Below are 15502 nucleotides of genomic sequence, written 5' to 3' on the forward strand. Positions count from 1 at the left end.
CAACCACAATTTAGCTGAAAATAAAAGAAGTGAACCACAAAATATAGATTTTGCTTTTACACAGATGTGGAAAAATTGAGTGGAAAGATTGGGAGTTAGGGGATAAACTAGTAATTATGAATATTAAAATTATTTGTGTGGGAAAACTAAAAGAGAAATATTTTAAGGATGCAATTGCTGAATACCAAAAGCGGTTAAGTCGCTTTGCCAAGGTTCAGCTAGTTCAGGTGGCTGATGAAAAGGCACCGGAAAAGTTCAGCCAAGCTGAACAAGAACAAGTTAAGGAAATTGAGGGGCAACGGATTTTAAGTAAAATCAAGGATAAGGAATATGTCTATGTGACGGCAATTAAGGGCAAGGAACGAACCAGTGAAGAATTTGCCGGTGAATTAGCGAATCTTGCAACCTATGGCCATTCCGATATTACCTTTGTAATTGGCGGCAGCTTGGGAACTAGTCCAGCCGTTAATCGCCGGGCGGATGACCTGCTTAGCTTTGGTAAGTTAACTATGCCGCATCAATTAATGCGGGTTGTTCTAATTGAGCAAATTTATCGCGGCTTTATGATTAATAGCGGTAGTCCGTATCACAAGTAGATTGGAGATTTGAAAATGAAGTTAGCAGTTTTTGATATTGGCGGGACCACCGTTAAGACAGGAATTTATGAAGATGAGCATATTCTTGAGCAGGAGAGTTTTAAAACGCCTAAAACTTTCACAGCTTTGAAAGAAAAAATGCATGAACTAATTGATGATCGGCATTTTACAGGACTGGCAATTAGTGCGCCAGGTGATGTCAATATTAAGACTGGCGTAATTGAAGGCAAAAGTATGGTGCCGTATTTGCACCAGCGGCCAATTTTTGCGGAATTGCAAGAAGAATTTGGCTTGCCCGTGGCAATTGAAAATGATGCAAACTGTGCGGGAATTTGCGAAACTAAGATGGGTAATGGCCGTAAGTTCAATAATGTTGGGTTCATCGTTATCGGAACTGGAATTGGCGGCGCGATTTTTATTAATCATGAATTGTACCGAGGTGCGCACTTAGTCGGCGGTGAATTTGGCTTTATGAGAGGCGGCACTGAGCGGATATTAAGCATGGATGCGACCTTAGTTAAGGCTGCCCATGATTACTCTGAACAGACTAAAACAGAGGTTGAGGGGAAAGAATTATTTGCTCTGGCCGAGCAGGGTGATCAATTGGCTCAAAATTTGCTTGATCGTTTTTATGATCTTTTGGCAAGCAGCATGTATGATTTGCAAGTATCTTTTGATTTTGATGCCTTTATTTTGGGCGGCGGCGTATCTGCACGCGCAGAAATCAGCAGTGAAGTTGCCAAGAGGCTCAAGCAGAAGCTGGCAGATTTCGATATGACCCGAATTATGCCGGAAGTAATGACTTGCCAGTATCATAATTCGGCTAACCTTTACGGTGCAGCTCTGAATTTCTTAGCTCAAAATTAAGTTAATAAAAAATGCAGTCGTGATTCGGCTGCATTTTTATTTTAATGTGAATAAGGCTAGATTAAGTAGAACAAGAATAATGGCACTCCAGAGCCAGTCTGATGTCTTAATTAGGACGGCAACAATTGTCGACCGCTGTTTGTCTTCTTGGTAACCGTGAGATTCCATACCTTGTGCCAGATTTTCGGCAGAATTAAGTGCTACTAAAATTGCTTTGAAATATAATACCGGCGACCAAAAACTGAGATAAACCCCCCGCATCATGCCAGCTGTCCGAATTTGCTTAACAGCTTGCTTCATGCGGGGAACAATATTGAGCGCGGCTAAAACACCGTAGGCGAATTTGCTTGGTAAGTGGAAATTCTGTTCAAAAGATCGTGCTAATTCTTCCGCGCTGGTGTCGATCGTGACGCAGCTAATGGTTAAGATATAAACGTAGATCCGGCTGGACAAGCCAAGGGCGTTAAATAAGTCGGGTGTTGGCGTAAACCATTCAAGTGTCGCAAAAATCGTAAATGCGGCAATAAACGGCACTATTAGTAGGAGCAGTAAGCTCTTTAACTTAATTTTTTTGACTAATAAATAGATAATTGCCAAGATAATAATCGCAAAATTGGTTGTTAGGCTAATTTTTAGCGATATTTCAAGCGAAATAATTAACGCTAAGATAAATTTAAAACTAGGATTCATAAAGGTACCTCACTTAGTCACGTAATGCAGCTGCTTGTCGGCAAAGACCAGATGATAGTCGCACCAATCGGCTAACCCATCAAGTTCATGGCTGATAATTAGTAAAGTCTGACCGCGTTCTTTTTGGCTTTGTCTGAGCAGATGCATAACTTTTTGACTGGATAGGTGGTCTAAGCCACTTAATGGCTCATCAATGAGTAATACATCTTGATCCGCAATTAACATCAGCAGAATTTGGAGCTTTTTTTGTTGGCCACCAGAAAGAGAATACACTACTTGGTCCAGGTGCTGGTCGAGGCCAAGGTCAGTTAAAACTTCCTTGATTTTTTGGTCAGTAAAAAAGTCATTAGTTCGCTGTTTTTTACTTAAATTAATTTCATCTTGAACAGTAACACTCAAGAATTGGTCGGTCGCATTCTGAAAAATCTGGGCAACATGCAGTAAGTATTTGCGCGTCTTTTGTTGGCGGATTTCACGGTTGCGATAGGTCAAACTGCCACTATAAGGTAGCATCTTAGTTAGCGCGTTAAATAGTGAGGTTTTGCCGACACCGTTGGCACCAGTAATCAGTGTGGTTTTGCCTGCAATAATATTGAGCTGATTTTGGTCTAACAAAAGGCGATTTTGCGTTAGCTGTGTCTTGTTTAGGGTAAAACAAGCGGCCTCATTTTGCGGCAGTGCAAATGAATAATTATTTTTTTGCATGCTTGTTTGGAGCAGTTGTTTTTTGGCTGCGGGATCTAGCTGCTTGACGTTATGGTCCTTAAACTCAAAAAGACAATCACAGACGCTTTGATAGCCGTCTAAAACGTGGTCACTTAAGATAATGGTCTTACCTTGATCGCGCAAGTGCGCCAATTTGCTAATCAAAAATTGCCGCGCTTGTGGATCACAGCTGGCAAAAGGCTCATCTAGCAAGAATAAGTCGATATCCATTGCTATGAGAACGGCAAGTGCTACTCGTTGCTGCTCGCCGCCAGACATTGTATTGATTTTTTGATCCAATAGATTTTCAATTTGGGCAAATTCGACGCCGGCGGTTAGGTGCTTTTGGTAATCTTCACGTTTAACTTGTAAGTTCTCAAGAGCGAAGATAATTTCTTCACGTGGTGTTGCCATGGTGAACTGTTCGCCAGCATTTTGAAACATAATGGCTGATTTTAACCCGGCAAGATTAAGGTAACCGCTGAGTTTACCCGCGTATTTGGGATAGAGCCCGGCAAGTATTTTAAGTAAAGTCGACTTGCCGCAACCAGTAGGCCCAATTAAGAGTGAAAATTTTCCCGTGGGAATTTCAAGATTAAGGTTGTCAATAATTTTAATATTTTGTTCGTATGAAAAAGTTAAATTTTTGCTTGTAATCATTCTTTTTACCAATTAAAAAAGTCGCTAGGGCAGGCTGCACTAACGACGTAAAAATTCATTCATTTTCCCTTCGCTGGCATTGTCCATAGCAGGTTCAACGGGTATTCTCTCAGCCTTGCGGCACCCCAAAGTTATCAAACTGATTGTACACGAAAGAGTTTTTTCTGTCTAGTCCTTGTAACTTTATGAAAATAAAATGGTAGTGGATATGATTTTTGCTATATAATAAAAGTATTAAAATAACAATAAGAAGGTGAAGCTATGGCAGCAGTTAAATTAGCGCAGTATTTGGCTAGTATTTTAAATTCAACCAATAGTGATACAAACGAATTGCGGTTGAAAGCAGAAGGCAATTTTGACTTGTTTAGGGTCTATCTTGAAAATCATAATACCGGTGTTCATCGCTATCAAACAACAAATGCGATGATTTTTTATGAAGCTGGCGGCAAGTCAAACATTAAAATTCATGGTCAGGACTTTGCACTAAAGGTAGGGAATATCGTCTTTTTGCCGGCCAAGAGTGACTATGAAGTGCAAAAGCAAACTAAGACTGATGTGTTGGTAAAGCTAGATTTAAATTCTAAGTATGATTTACAATATTTCCTGGGAAATATTGTCCATGATGAGCCGCGTGAAGAACAGGCAGTTAAGCAAATCATTAGCAGTTTACAGACCAATCGGTTGTTATATTTAAAGTCAACGCCAATTTCTAAGTCGGCTCAATTAATGAATAAGATAATTGATGAATATTTAAATCAAAACTTGTTTGCCCAAAGTGTAGCTGCAGCGGAATTAAACTTGTTGCTGGTTTCAGCTGTCCGTAATCAAAGCTTTGAATCAGCCGCAGCAGAGAAGCAAGGCTTTGCGAATGTAACACTTGAGAGCTATATTGATGCCAATTTTGCCGATATTACTTTGGATTCGGCTGCCAAACATTTTGGCTTTAACCCAAATTATTTTTCTAGCTTAGTTAAACAAAAAACGGGAAAAAGCTTTGTAGAGCATGTTGATGAACGGCGAATGCAGGAAGCACGTAATTTGCTTGCTCGCCCCGACATTTCGGTTAAGGAAATTATTGCCAGGGTAGGTTACAATGGTAAGTCCTTTTTCTATAAAAAGTTTAATGAATATTATCATCAAACGCCGGTCCAAATGCGTGCAGAGCTGTTTCGTCAAGCTAATATTAATTTGAAATAAAATAAAAAAGACATCTGTTTAATTAACAGATGTCTTTTTTGGATATTACATTTTTTCTAGCCGTTTGATCCGGTCTTCTGTCGGCGGATGGCTATCGAATAGATGAGTAAAACCGTGCTTTTTACGCAATGGATCTTCAATATACATGCCAGCACTACTTGGATCAGCCTTTTTCATTGGCTTACTGCCGTCGATTTTCTCTAAAGCAGAAATCAGACCTTGTGGGTTGCGGGTAAGGTCGACTGATGAAGCATCAGCCAAGTACTCACGATTACGCGACAAGGCCATCTGGGCAAGGCTGGCACATAATGGCCCAAGAATAAGCACAAAGACAATTGCAACAATTTTAAAAATAATGACTACGTTGTTATCATCGTCTTTGTCGCTGCCGCGGTCATCGTCAAACCACCAAATATAGCGGCTGGCAATTCCGGATAGATATGAAATTACCCCAACCAGAACCGCGGCAACTGTTGATAAGCGAATATCATAGTTGCGAATATGCGAAATTTCGTGTCCTAAGACACCTTCCAGTTCCTCACGGTTCATCATGTCAAGTAGGCCTTGAGTTACCGCAACAGCACTGTGGTCAGGATCACGGCCGGTCGCAAAAGCATTAGGACTGGGATCATCAATAATGAACACGCGTGGCATGGGTACCCGGCCAACCATGGCCATATCTTGGACGATATGCCATAATTCTGGATTATCCTGTTCGTTAACTTCTTGGGCATGATTTAAATTCATGACTAGATTTGCAGGATCACGCATGACAAAAAATAGGTAAAGAATGCTAATGACAAGCGCAATAATTACACCGCTCCATGGACTGTTACTAAAAATGTAACCCAATCCAGCACCAACAAGGGCTAAAATCACGGCAAACAGGACCATGATGATGCCAGTTTTGCGCTTATTACGAGCAATTTGTTGAAATAACATAGTGGTGACCTAATATTTAAAATTTAACCTTAGGTGCTTCTTTTTCGGCTTCACTGGCTTGTAAGTAGTCAACCTTCTTAAAGCCGTGGATCCGTGCAATCATATTTGATGGGAAAGTAAGCAGCTTTTGGTCGTAAAGGGCTGCTGATGAATTGTAGAGCTGACGTGAGTAAGCAATCTTATTCTCAGTATTGGTCAATTCTTCTTGTAATTTCAAGAAATTTTGGTTGGCCTTCAGGTCAGGATAGTTTTCTTGCAAAGCAAAAATTGACTTTAAAGCATCAGATATTTGGTTAGAAACCTTTAAAGTTTGGGCGCGGTCATCTTTAGGAACGTTAGTTAACTGATTGCGCAGCTGCACAACATTTTCTAAAGTTTCTTGTTCATGCTTAGCGTAACCCTTGGTGGTTTCAACTAAGTTAGGAATTAGGTCGTTGCGCCGCTTTAATTGGACATCGATTTGGCTCCATGATTCATCTGTATAAACTTTGGCTTTTTGAAGACCATTGTAGATAGCAATATAGATAGCGATTAATAAGACAATGATAATTAGAATTATCCAAGTTAATGATGGCATAGGTTAAACCTCCTTATATATACTGCTTCATTATAACTGATTATATATTTTTTGGACAGAAAAAAAGGATATGGCATTGTGCCATGATTCAAATAAGTCAAGCATACTAAATAAGCAATAATAGCCAACCAATAATCATCAGGATAAATAAGCCAATAAACTGCATAACGCTCCATTTTTTGAAGAATTCGTTCCTAGGGACAGTTCCGTTTTGCATGAAGGTTTTGAGAACCAGCATATTGGCCATTGAGCCGATAGGTGAGCCGAAACCGCCGATATTCGTTCCTAAGAAGAGTGCTTTGGCATATGGCGTGAACTTACCAACAAGGATTGTGGCCGGCACATTACTGATAATTTGGCTGGATAAGATTGACGTAAAGTAAGTTGAGCTTTCTGAATTAATCATTGTATGAATAATCGTGACAATGATTGGAATCTGCTGAATATCGCTAATAAAGATAAAGAAGCAGGTAAATGTAAGCAGCAAGGCAAAATCGACTTTAAGTAAAATGCGCGGATTAATCAAAAGCGCAAGAACAATTGCCGCCAGCATTGGCCAAGCAACATTGACAACTTTGAAGACACCCAAAAAGAAGAAGGCGAACACAATGGTCGTTATTATGGTTGGCCGAATACTGATATTAATTTGCTTTGTTTCTTGAACAGGAATTTGCTTACTCGGGATAAAGTGAAAAATAATGAATGTAATCACCAATGCACTAAGCAAATATGGCAGTGACCATGAGAAGAAGGTCAGAGCATTGACTGAATATTTGCTAACCAGAAAAATATTGTGTGGATTACCCCAAGGCGTAAATGCCGCACCGATATTTGCCCCCATTCCGATTAAAGTAACGGGCAAAATTTGCGGTAAGTCATATCTTTTAGCAATGTTAAGATAAAGTGGAATTAATGTAAGCGCTGTTATATCATTACCCAGAAACATCCCAGCGATAATTGCTAAAAGTGTGAACAGAATATTCAGTTTACGTGTATTGTCAGCGATACTAGTTAATTTGTATGCAAGTACATCAAGTACGTGCAGGTACGCGTAGATTTGAATGATAATTAGCATCGCAGCGACTGAAAATATAGTATGCAAGTTGATATCTCCAAGTCGCGGTCTAGCAAAAAAAAGACTTATAATTGTGACTATAGCAGTAATCTGCAAGATTCTATCACTAAAAATTTTCTTTAAGACGGTCATAAAATGTCCCCTTTCGCAAGTTACAATCATCTATAATCATTACTTCTATTTTGAGCTTTTTTTCCGCTGTGTGCAACGATAAATTTTTGACTATGAAAATGTAAATTTACTAAGCAGGAATTTTGCTTTCTTTTATGCACACAAGCTATACTTTAGTAAGTAGAAGAAATAAGGGGGATTTATGATGAGTAATTCTGAAACAATTGAAATGAATATAAAGCCTGAAGCTGCAGCCAGAATTAAGAGCCACGTTAAGCAAGGCCAAATTGTACTGTTGGCGCTGAATGACGGTTCTAACCAATATTCTAAGATTGGCGGTACTTGTACCATTGGGGCTAACTTTCAATTTGTGATTTTGGATCAAAAAGACCCCGAATTTTCAATTACAATTAATAATAATGCCGGCTTGAGTTTATTTACTAGCCCTGCAGAAATGCAGTATTTAGATAATAACTTAGTTATCTCTGAAAAAAATGCCACAATGAGTTTGGCAGATGACAGCGGTGTGATTGATGGCGCGGTTTCAATTAACGAATATCAGCCGTCAGCAGTAACTAAAAAGGACCTAGAGGAAGGCAAAATCTGTTAAATTAGTGTTATACCTTGATTCATGACCCTTAACGTGGTAAACTAAGTGAGATTTTCGAAAATCTGAAAGGAAGTATAGTACTATGCGTAAAGGTGAAAATTACAACACTGGTTGTGAACCAAACCAAAGACCTAAGAATAAGAAAAACGGTAAGAAGCGTGTTGCTCACGTTGCTGCTGTTGTTGCTTTCTTGAACAAGGCCAAAGAAGACGAAAACAAGTAGTCTGATAATAATAAAATAAAAAGGTAGATTGCAGTTTGCAATCTACCTTTTTTTCTTACGATAAATTGAGTAAAATTGAGATAATGATAACTTTTAACCTAAAGGAGAAGGGCAACGTGAAATTTCAATGTAGCAGCTGCGGCTTACGGATGAACTCCGTGCATTTCAAGCAGCAGGGTTTGATGAACCCTAAATTAACGAGTATCTGTGATATTTGCTTGCAAAGAGGACAAGATGCTAAAGATTTTGCTAATTCAGCGGTGCAGATTTTTGCGCAAGGGCTGCTCTATACCTTTGTGGGTCAATCAGCAAGTGATCGTGAACATGACTTTCTGGTAAGTAAAAAGGAATACCGCAAGCGTTATGAGGCCTTTATTCAGGATTATGACGGCAATAGTTTAGCCCAGCAGCAATTATCCCGCAATGATTTTAACGCGGCAGTTATCGCCAGTGAAACTGGTGAAAATAACTTTGTGCCTCAGCTTGATTTAACTTTTGCAGATAATTTGACGCAATTGGGGTTAAAAGTTGATTTTCAATTAAATGAAGTTGATTACATTGACCGTGAACGTATTCGAGCCAAGTACCATTATCGCTGCCAGTATTGCGGTCGGCGCGGCCGCAGCGTTGACCATAAGGATCCAGTGTCACTCTCGCATAATAATGACTTAGATAATTTGATCTTGTCGTGTCAGGAATGTAATCGGATCAAGTCTAATATGCCGTTTAAATTATTTACGCAGCTAAACGACCAGATTTCTCAGATTAATCAGAAGTTAGTTAAGTATGAGAATGCATTAGCAACTTTGAAGGGTGAATTTGAAGAGCGGAGACGTAAATTGGCGGCAACCATGCATCTTAAGGGTGTTGTTAATGATCCGGAACTGAATGAGATGCGCAAGCAAAATAAAAAGCTGCAGGATGCCATCGATAGCTTGGAGAGCGATTATCGTGACTTGTGTAATTTACGTGAGCAGCACTTTATTACTGGCTGGAAATTAGTTGAGGAACAGAAAAAAACTGATATTATTTAGTAAATTTATGCTAATTAGCTGGTAAAATACTTATAACTATAAGTAAAAGAGGCAATAACGATGAAGTTAAAAATAAGAAAATTAGGACTTTGCTTGGCAATAACATATTTAGGCCTGGTGGGTTTGGCAAGCAGTTCGCCTGTGTCTGCGGCTGAAGCCACTCCGGTGCCCACCAATTCATGGGCTTGGGATAATGCTATGTGGACAGGGACAGATGGTGACTGCACTTGGAGTTACGATATTGTTTCTAAGACCCTAACAATTAGTCCCAGTCAAAATGGCGACCAACTTTCGAGTACACCTCTTACAAAAAAGTTGTCAGGAATCAGTGGAGTAAACCATCTTGTATTTGCAGGACCGGTTAAATTAGCGATTAATTCAGAAAATAAATTTAGCGGCTTAGGTAAATTGCAAACAATTACGGGTTTGAACCAAGTTGATACAAGTCAAGTAGTTAATATGGCTGACATGTTTGCTCAAGATCAGAATTTGCAAAGTTTGGACTTGAGTAGTTGGAATACAGAGCGTGTAGTTAACATGTCGGGGATGTTTACCCAGGATTCAAATCTGGCTAATCTGAATTTGGCAAATATTAAGACAGACCAGGTAACAAATATGTCTAATATGTTTGATGGCACTAGTAAATTGACACAACTTGATCTAAGTCAATTTGATACTAAGCGTGTAACTAATATGCAGATGATGTTTGCTGGAATTGGTGTGGCAGCTCTGAATCTCAGTTACCTGAATACCAGTAATGTCACTAATATGGCCGGAATGTTTATGAATGCTAAGGTAGCGAATATCAATTTGGCTAGCCTTAATACTAGTCATGTGACAGATATGTCTAGTATGTTTAGTGGTGACCATAATTTGGCTAAACTTGATATGTCTAATATCGATACAAGTCACGTAACGAATATGTCTAATATGTTTAATGGCGATAGTGAACTGACGCGACTTGATTTAACTAAATTTGATACTAGTAGTGTAACAAACATGTCTGGGATGTTTGCGGGAGTTAAGCTTGCAGAAATAAATTTGCACAATTTAAATACTAGTCATGTTGTTAATATGAGTAATATGTTTAATAAGGCAACATTTACTAAGTTAGACCTAGCGCAATTGAACACCAGTAGTGTAACAAATATGTCAGAGATGTTTGACAATGCTGATATTGCCCAGTTAGATTTGACACATTTTGATACTAGTCATGTTCTTGATATGTCGAGGATGTTTGAAAGTGCAAAGATTGCCAATTTAGACTTAACGCAGTTAAACACCAGCCATGTAACAAATATGTCGCGCATGTTTGCTAATTTTGCTAACCTGAATCAATTGGATTTTGGCAAATTCGATACTAGCAATGTCACTAACATGTCAGGGATGTTTGCGGAAAATAAAAATATTACAAGTTTGGATTTAAGTCATTTAAACACCAGTAATGTAGCTGGAATGTCGAGAATGTTTAATAATGACACTAATTTAAAACAACTTAATTTGCATCATTGGAATACTAAAAACGTTACAACAACCGAAAACATGTTTACTAATTGTAGTAGTTTAACTAAATTAGATCTTAGTGATTTTAGATTACCTAAAGTAAACGTCACGGCAGGGATGTTTCAATATGATTATAAGTTGAAGCAGTTAGATTTAAGTCATTTTAATCAGAATAATAATAGTATATTGACTGATGCAGGTTCTGCTAGTAGATTTGCAGTAAAATTGGGTAATTACCAGTTAAGAAAATATTCGGGATTTGGTCAAGGATACAAGACCATTCAAGCTGTTGGCAAGGGAACAATCAATCATCCTCGTGGGAAAAAATACACGGTTAAGCAAATATTGCGATTATATCGTAAGTCTAATAAGCATCGGCCAGTAGAAACATATGTGATGAAGAAGGGGCCGAAACGCCAAGCACCTAAAAATATCTCACTGACTGTAAGTCATGGATAATATATTAAAATAAAAAACTAGTAGTCTTAATGACTACTAGTTTTTTTGGATTTAACTCCATGGTTCAAAGTATAGATCACTTAATTGATCTTCAGTTGTTTTAAGCAGCCAAGTTGCTTCTTTGACGTCGCCACGGCTGGCTGTAGTTGATCGGATAACACTTGCGGCAATTGAGAGAGCATTATTGTAGTTTTGCTTTAATGTAGCATCAGTATATGCGTTTGCTAAATTTTGTTGGCCATCTGCAAATAGTTGTCGCAGCTCTTGTTTATTTGCGTCTGTTGCAATAACGTTATCAGCTTGTGCATCTTGAGCAGTATTAAGGCTTGCTAGTTTAACACCACCGGTAATTTTTATGTCACTTGCTTTTACAAAACTGTTACTGTAATCAGGAATTGTTTCATCTGCAGTTTGATCGGAATCTGAGTCTGAGTGCAGTATGTGGTAGAACAGCTCGGCTTGATGATCGTGTTCAACCCAAAGATAGAACTTACCGTCAACTGTGAGTTGATTGTTGTCTTTGATTGTAAGAGTTTGAGCTATTGTCGACCCATCTACTTTGTAAGTTGTAATTTGGTTACCATTAATGGGTTTAAAATAAGTATAAGCCATGTCATTGTAACCAGCGATTGGCAGGTCATTTCTAATCTTGATATATCCTTCATCAATATATTCTTTAGGATAGTTATGTAAATGATAAATATAGCCATCAAAATCTTCTGCCCAAGGTGCGACTGCCATGTCAATTTTGATTTTTTGTCCTTTAACTAATTTATGATTTGTTAGTCCATTAGAAATGGTTTGTGTGCGGCTGCTTTTGGTGACAGTGGCATAGGTAACACCGTTAAGGCGTGCAATTTCACCATTAATGGTACCGACATTTTGTGCATTGACATAAAGGTGATTCTTTAGAGCGTAATAGTCGTGACCGTTAATTTTTTTAGTTGGCAGGTAAGCATATTTATTGGTGCCGATATAATAAAAATATTTGGGACAGGTCGTCTTCTTTTTAACTTTGCCAGCATAACTGATAATTGAGTCAGCAGCTAGTTCTTTGTTAGTTTGATGACCATTTTTAGTGTAGAGCTTTGATTTATGATTCAGGGTTAGTTTACCTTTTTTAATGTTTTTACCGTTCAGGGTAAGAACATTAGCTGCCTTAATATAGGCGTTTTTGGCAATCTCGTAATATTTTTGGCCCTTAATGGTAATTGTTTTGCCAGTAAAAGAAGTTATTGGCGTCGTGTCGTTACCGTCAAGATAGCTATACCCATCCCCGTCAGTATCAGTAAACAGATGCTTGGCGATTTGGTTATAGTAGCGGTAGCGTTTGCCACTTGGTTTATAAATGTAGGGACTACCAATAAAGCCTAATTTGTTTTTTTCTATATGTGCAGCACTAGTTATTTGTGCTGGCATAGTAGTAACTATTGGACTAATGCAAAGTAAAGCAGTCATTAATACTAGGTTTAGTTTTTTCGTTAATTTCATTTTGTGCCTCATCTTAGATAGAGTCTTTAATTAATTTTCCTTTGCCGACAATGTAATAAGGCTTGCCTTTGACTTTAATCGGATCACCATATGTGTGATAGGGAGTATGTGCCTTAATTTGTCCTACTCGTTTACCATGATAATTATAAACTGGGATTGGCTTATCTTGCCATTCGGTTTCTAAGCCAGTAACGTTCCGAACGGGAACGTAGAGTTGTTGGCCAACTAAATAAAAGTAGCGTCCAGCAGCAATGTGAATGTTGTTATCTTCGTCAGTTTTGTGAATTTTGACACGGGAACCGGCTTTTAAAATTAGTCCGTTTGTGCGATGTCCCTTCTCATCATAGAGGTATGTGCTGTGCATCACGCGTTTTTTAGATTTGGTGATTTTAATTTGCTTGGTAACTTTTTTGATAGGAGTAACAGGCAAAAAGTGATTGTCATCAAGCTCATAGTAGTCATGGCCATTAATCTTTTGCGTCTGAAGTATATTAGCAATTGATCCCTTTTTAAGCTGTAAATCGTTAATTTGTCGTCCCGTTTTATCATAAAGATAGCTGTCATGATGCAGTTTTACTTGTTTAGTACCGGCAATGTTAACAGTAACGCTAACAGATTTACTTGTTCCGTCTGGTAAGGCTACTGTGACTGTGCCTTTACTTAAGCCGTTATATAAAGTAGATGGCTTTTGACGCCATGAAAATTCTGTCCCGTTTGGCATTGACTGCCAATTGGCAATGCTTAATTTGGCATAATTGGTATCGCTGGCTAAGTTGGTATTTGTAGGAATAGTAACTTCTTGCCCTGGTTTTTGTGCCACAGGGTTGGCAGCACTAATTTCGTCAGCAATACCTAATTCCTCGGCGGCTGTGATCTGTTGAGTAGATTGGTAACCAATAAGTGTTAAGGCTAATCCAGCAATGATTTTTATTGAAAAATAATGATTTCTTTTTTTCATAATTCATCCTCATATTTTAATTTTGATTATAGTTAGCATAATTCTTTGATGTGGCATTGTAAAGAAGCTTAATAGCTATTAAGACCATTTAGCTAATCAATTTGCCTAATTTTTATTCTATCAATTTTGTTATAATTAATGATGAATATTTTTATATAATTTAATGCAAAAAATATTGGCTGAAGGAGTAAAAATAATATGGAAATCAAAATTTTTAATAAGGGGCTTTCGCCACTGGTTGAATTGTCCTTAGCTAATGGTGAAACTGCTAAAATTCAACGTGGCAGTATGGCTTATATGCAAAATGTAAAATTACACGCAAAAATGAATTCTAACGATCACAAGGGCTTAGGTGGGTTAGTGCGCTCGGTTGCTCGCAGCAAGGTCACAGGAGAAAGCATGATTATTAATGAAGTTAAAGCAACTGGCGATAACGCATTAGTAGGAATAGCTCCTAACACGATCGGGGCAATAGAAGAATTGACTTTGGCTGAAGGGCACCAATATCGACTAAACACGGGCGCTTTTTTGGCAGCGGATGAAAATACAGGCTATGAAGCTATCAGACAAAAGGGCCTATCGAAAGCTGTGTTTGGCAAAACCGGTGGCTTTTTCATTTTACATACCAAGGGAACGGGCAAATTATTGATTAATGGTACAGGTAATATCGTCAAAATGGAACTTACGGACGAAAATAACTTCCAAATTGATAATGATAATGTTTTGGCGTGGGAAGATTCGCTCGATTATAAAATTGAATCAGCCAGTGGGTCATTTGGTTTTATGTCTGGAGAAGGCTTAGTTGATAGCTTTTATGGTCATGGCGTTGTTTATTTACAAACTAGCAATCTTAAAGAATTGGCTCGTTCGGTAAGACAATTTTTACCAGCCGAATAAATTGTTGTAGTCAAAAAGAACCAACTTGTCGTGAGCTGGTTCTTTTTGATTAAAAAACATTTATCTATTAAGCCGCTTCTGGCGCGGATGTAACATGATAATTGCGTTACTTTTGCGGCATATCTTGTTAAGTTATTGTTTAGAAAGGAAGGTAAAGTGCAAATGGAATTAGCTCGAGTTTTACGTGAAAGAAGGCAAGAATTGAATTTGACCCAGCAGCAGTTGGCAGATAAGTTGCATGTCACAAGGCAAACACTGTCGCGCTGGGAAAATTCATTGAGCTATCCTAATTTGGACACTTTGGTAGAACTGAGTGATCTGTTGGCAGTTCCGCTTGACACTTTATTGAAAGGAGACAATAACGCAATGGTTAAGAAAATTAGTTCAGATGTAAATGATAAGCGGAGATACCGCCGCTATTTAATAATCATTGGCAGTATTTTTGCCGTGATTTTGATATGGCTCTGTGTTTTGGGCTATGATCGAGCAAATCAAGTGGAATGGATTGATCGCTTTAATCCATTTTTGGAGATTAAGTATGGTTATGCTGTTTTGCCGGATAAAGTTGAATTGAAAAAAGAACGTGGAATTGAGCAGCATGGTAAAACTAAGAAAAAAGTTTGGCTTAAAATTCCACAAAAAGTGGACGCGTATGTTACTGACAATCCTTTCGATCATGGTTCGTGGCTAAAGTTCTCTACTGGCGAATACGACTTAAAGCACCGCTGGGCGTATGTGATGCATAAGGGCTCTTATGTGTATGCAATTCGCTTAGTTAAGAAGAGTGAAATACCCATGCAAATGCGTGGAACGATGCTGGATTATTATATGCCGTTTAAAGACGGAGCACCTGCATCTAGATTGAATAAAAATTTCCCGTGGTGGCCATTTAATTAATGAAAAAGAA

At 38.3% G+C, this 15502-nt stretch carries 16 protein-coding genes and 1 riboswitch; of the genes, 9 read left to right on the top strand and 7 right to left on the bottom strand.

Going from position 1 to position 15502, the window contains the following annotated elements:
* Positions 1-116 precede the first annotated feature (116 nt).
* Together rlmH and OZX58_RS00380 are read left to right on the top strand one after the other, a co-directional pair.
* Complete coding sequence (gene rlmH / locus OZX58_RS00375; RefSeq protein WP_277130970.1) at positions 117-596, top strand: 23S rRNA (pseudouridine(1915)-N(3))-methyltransferase RlmH; 480 nt, start codon at positions 117-119, stop codon at positions 594-596.
* Positions 597-611: 15 nt separating this feature from the next.
* A complete protein-coding gene (locus OZX58_RS00380) occupies positions 612-1463 on the top strand; it encodes an ROK family protein (protein ID WP_277141020.1) in 852 nt (283 codons plus the stop codon).
* 36 nt (positions 1464-1499) lie between these two features.
* Here the strand turns inward: OZX58_RS00380 and OZX58_RS00385 are convergent, their stop codons facing one another.
* Both OZX58_RS00385 and OZX58_RS00390 read right to left on the bottom strand, forming a co-directional pair.
* Positions 1500-2153, bottom strand: coding sequence for an energy-coupling factor transporter transmembrane component T (locus OZX58_RS00385; RefSeq protein WP_277141021.1), 654 nt, complete (start codon positions 2151-2153; stop codon positions 1500-1502).
* A gap of 9 nt (positions 2154-2162) precedes the next feature.
* On the bottom strand, positions 2163-3518 hold the full coding sequence (locus OZX58_RS00390) for an ABC transporter ATP-binding protein (protein WP_277141022.1): 1356 nt from the start codon (positions 3516-3518) through the stop codon (positions 2163-2165).
* Between the two features lie 48 nt (positions 3519-3566).
* Positions 3567-3656, bottom strand: a riboswitch (TPP riboswitch).
* Positions 3657-3779: 123 nt separating this feature from the next.
* Here OZX58_RS00390 and OZX58_RS00395 point away from each other — a divergent pair.
* On the top strand, positions 3780-4715 hold the full coding sequence (locus OZX58_RS00395; RefSeq protein WP_277141023.1) for a helix-turn-helix transcriptional regulator: 936 nt from the start codon (positions 3780-3782) through the stop codon (positions 4713-4715).
* Positions 4716-4760: 45 nt separating this feature from the next.
* On the opposite strand, the gene htpX is transcribed toward OZX58_RS00395, so the two are convergent.
* The 3 genes from htpX to OZX58_RS00410 form a co-directional block, all read right to left on the bottom strand.
* Entirely contained in the window at positions 4761-5657 is an 897-nt protein-coding gene (gene htpX, locus OZX58_RS00400; protein ID WP_277141024.1) for a zinc metalloprotease HtpX, read from the bottom strand.
* 16 nt (positions 5658-5673) lie between these two features.
* Positions 5674-6234, bottom strand: coding sequence for a LemA family protein (locus tag OZX58_RS00405; RefSeq protein ID WP_277130959.1), 561 nt, complete (start codon positions 6232-6234; stop codon positions 5674-5676).
* A 106-nt stretch (positions 6235-6340) separates the two neighbouring features.
* A complete protein-coding gene (locus OZX58_RS00410) occupies positions 6341-7441 on the bottom strand; it encodes an SLC13 family permease (protein WP_277141025.1) in 1101 nt (366 codons plus the stop codon).
* 184 nt (positions 7442-7625) lie between these two features.
* On the opposite strand from OZX58_RS00410, the gene OZX58_RS00415 reads away from it, so the two are divergent.
* The 4 genes from OZX58_RS00415 (at position 7626) to OZX58_RS00430 (ending at position 11249) form a co-directional block, all read left to right on the top strand.
* A complete protein-coding gene (locus OZX58_RS00415) occupies positions 7626-8030 on the top strand; it encodes an iron-sulfur cluster biosynthesis family protein (RefSeq protein ID WP_277141026.1) in 405 nt (134 codons plus the stop codon).
* 82 nt (positions 8031-8112) lie between these two features.
* Positions 8113-8253 (top strand): hypothetical protein, encoded by a 141-nt coding sequence (locus tag OZX58_RS00420; protein ID WP_277141028.1) that lies wholly within the window; start codon positions 8113-8115, stop codon positions 8251-8253.
* Between the two features lie 116 nt (positions 8254-8369).
* A complete protein-coding gene (locus OZX58_RS00425) occupies positions 8370-9287 on the top strand; it encodes an HNH endonuclease signature motif containing protein (protein WP_277141030.1) in 918 nt (305 codons plus the stop codon).
* 60 nt (positions 9288-9347) lie between these two features.
* On the top strand, positions 9348-11249 hold the full coding sequence (locus OZX58_RS00430; protein ID WP_277141031.1) for a BspA family leucine-rich repeat surface protein: 1902 nt from the start codon (positions 9348-9350) through the stop codon (positions 11247-11249).
* Positions 11250-11300: 51 nt separating this feature from the next.
* Here the strand turns inward: OZX58_RS00430 and OZX58_RS00435 are convergent, their stop codons facing one another.
* Both OZX58_RS00435 and OZX58_RS00440 read right to left on the bottom strand, forming a co-directional pair.
* A complete protein-coding gene (locus OZX58_RS00435) occupies positions 11301-12740 on the bottom strand; it encodes an SLAP domain-containing protein (RefSeq protein ID WP_277141032.1) in 1440 nt (479 codons plus the stop codon).
* Positions 12741-12753: 13 nt separating this feature from the next.
* Complete coding sequence (locus OZX58_RS00440) at positions 12754-13698, bottom strand: SLAP domain-containing protein (RefSeq protein WP_277141033.1); 945 nt, start codon at positions 13696-13698, stop codon at positions 12754-12756.
* 198 nt (positions 13699-13896) lie between these two features.
* On the opposite strand from OZX58_RS00440, the gene OZX58_RS00445 reads away from it, so the two are divergent.
* The gene (locus OZX58_RS00445) at positions 13897-14595 is read left to right on the top strand and encodes a TIGR00266 family protein (RefSeq protein ID WP_277130949.1); all 699 of its coding nucleotides are present in this window, start codon (positions 13897-13899) and stop codon (positions 14593-14595) included.
* 162 nt (positions 14596-14757) lie between these two features.
* Positions 14758-15492, top strand: coding sequence for a helix-turn-helix domain-containing protein (locus tag OZX58_RS00450; protein ID WP_277141034.1), 735 nt, complete (start codon positions 14758-14760; stop codon positions 15490-15492).
* Positions 15493-15502 lie beyond the last annotated feature (10 nt).

Source organism: Lactobacillus sp. ESL0680 (assembly GCF_029392855.1).
In the GTDB taxonomy this organism is placed as follows: Bacteria; Bacillota; Bacilli; order Lactobacillales; family Lactobacillaceae; genus Lactobacillus.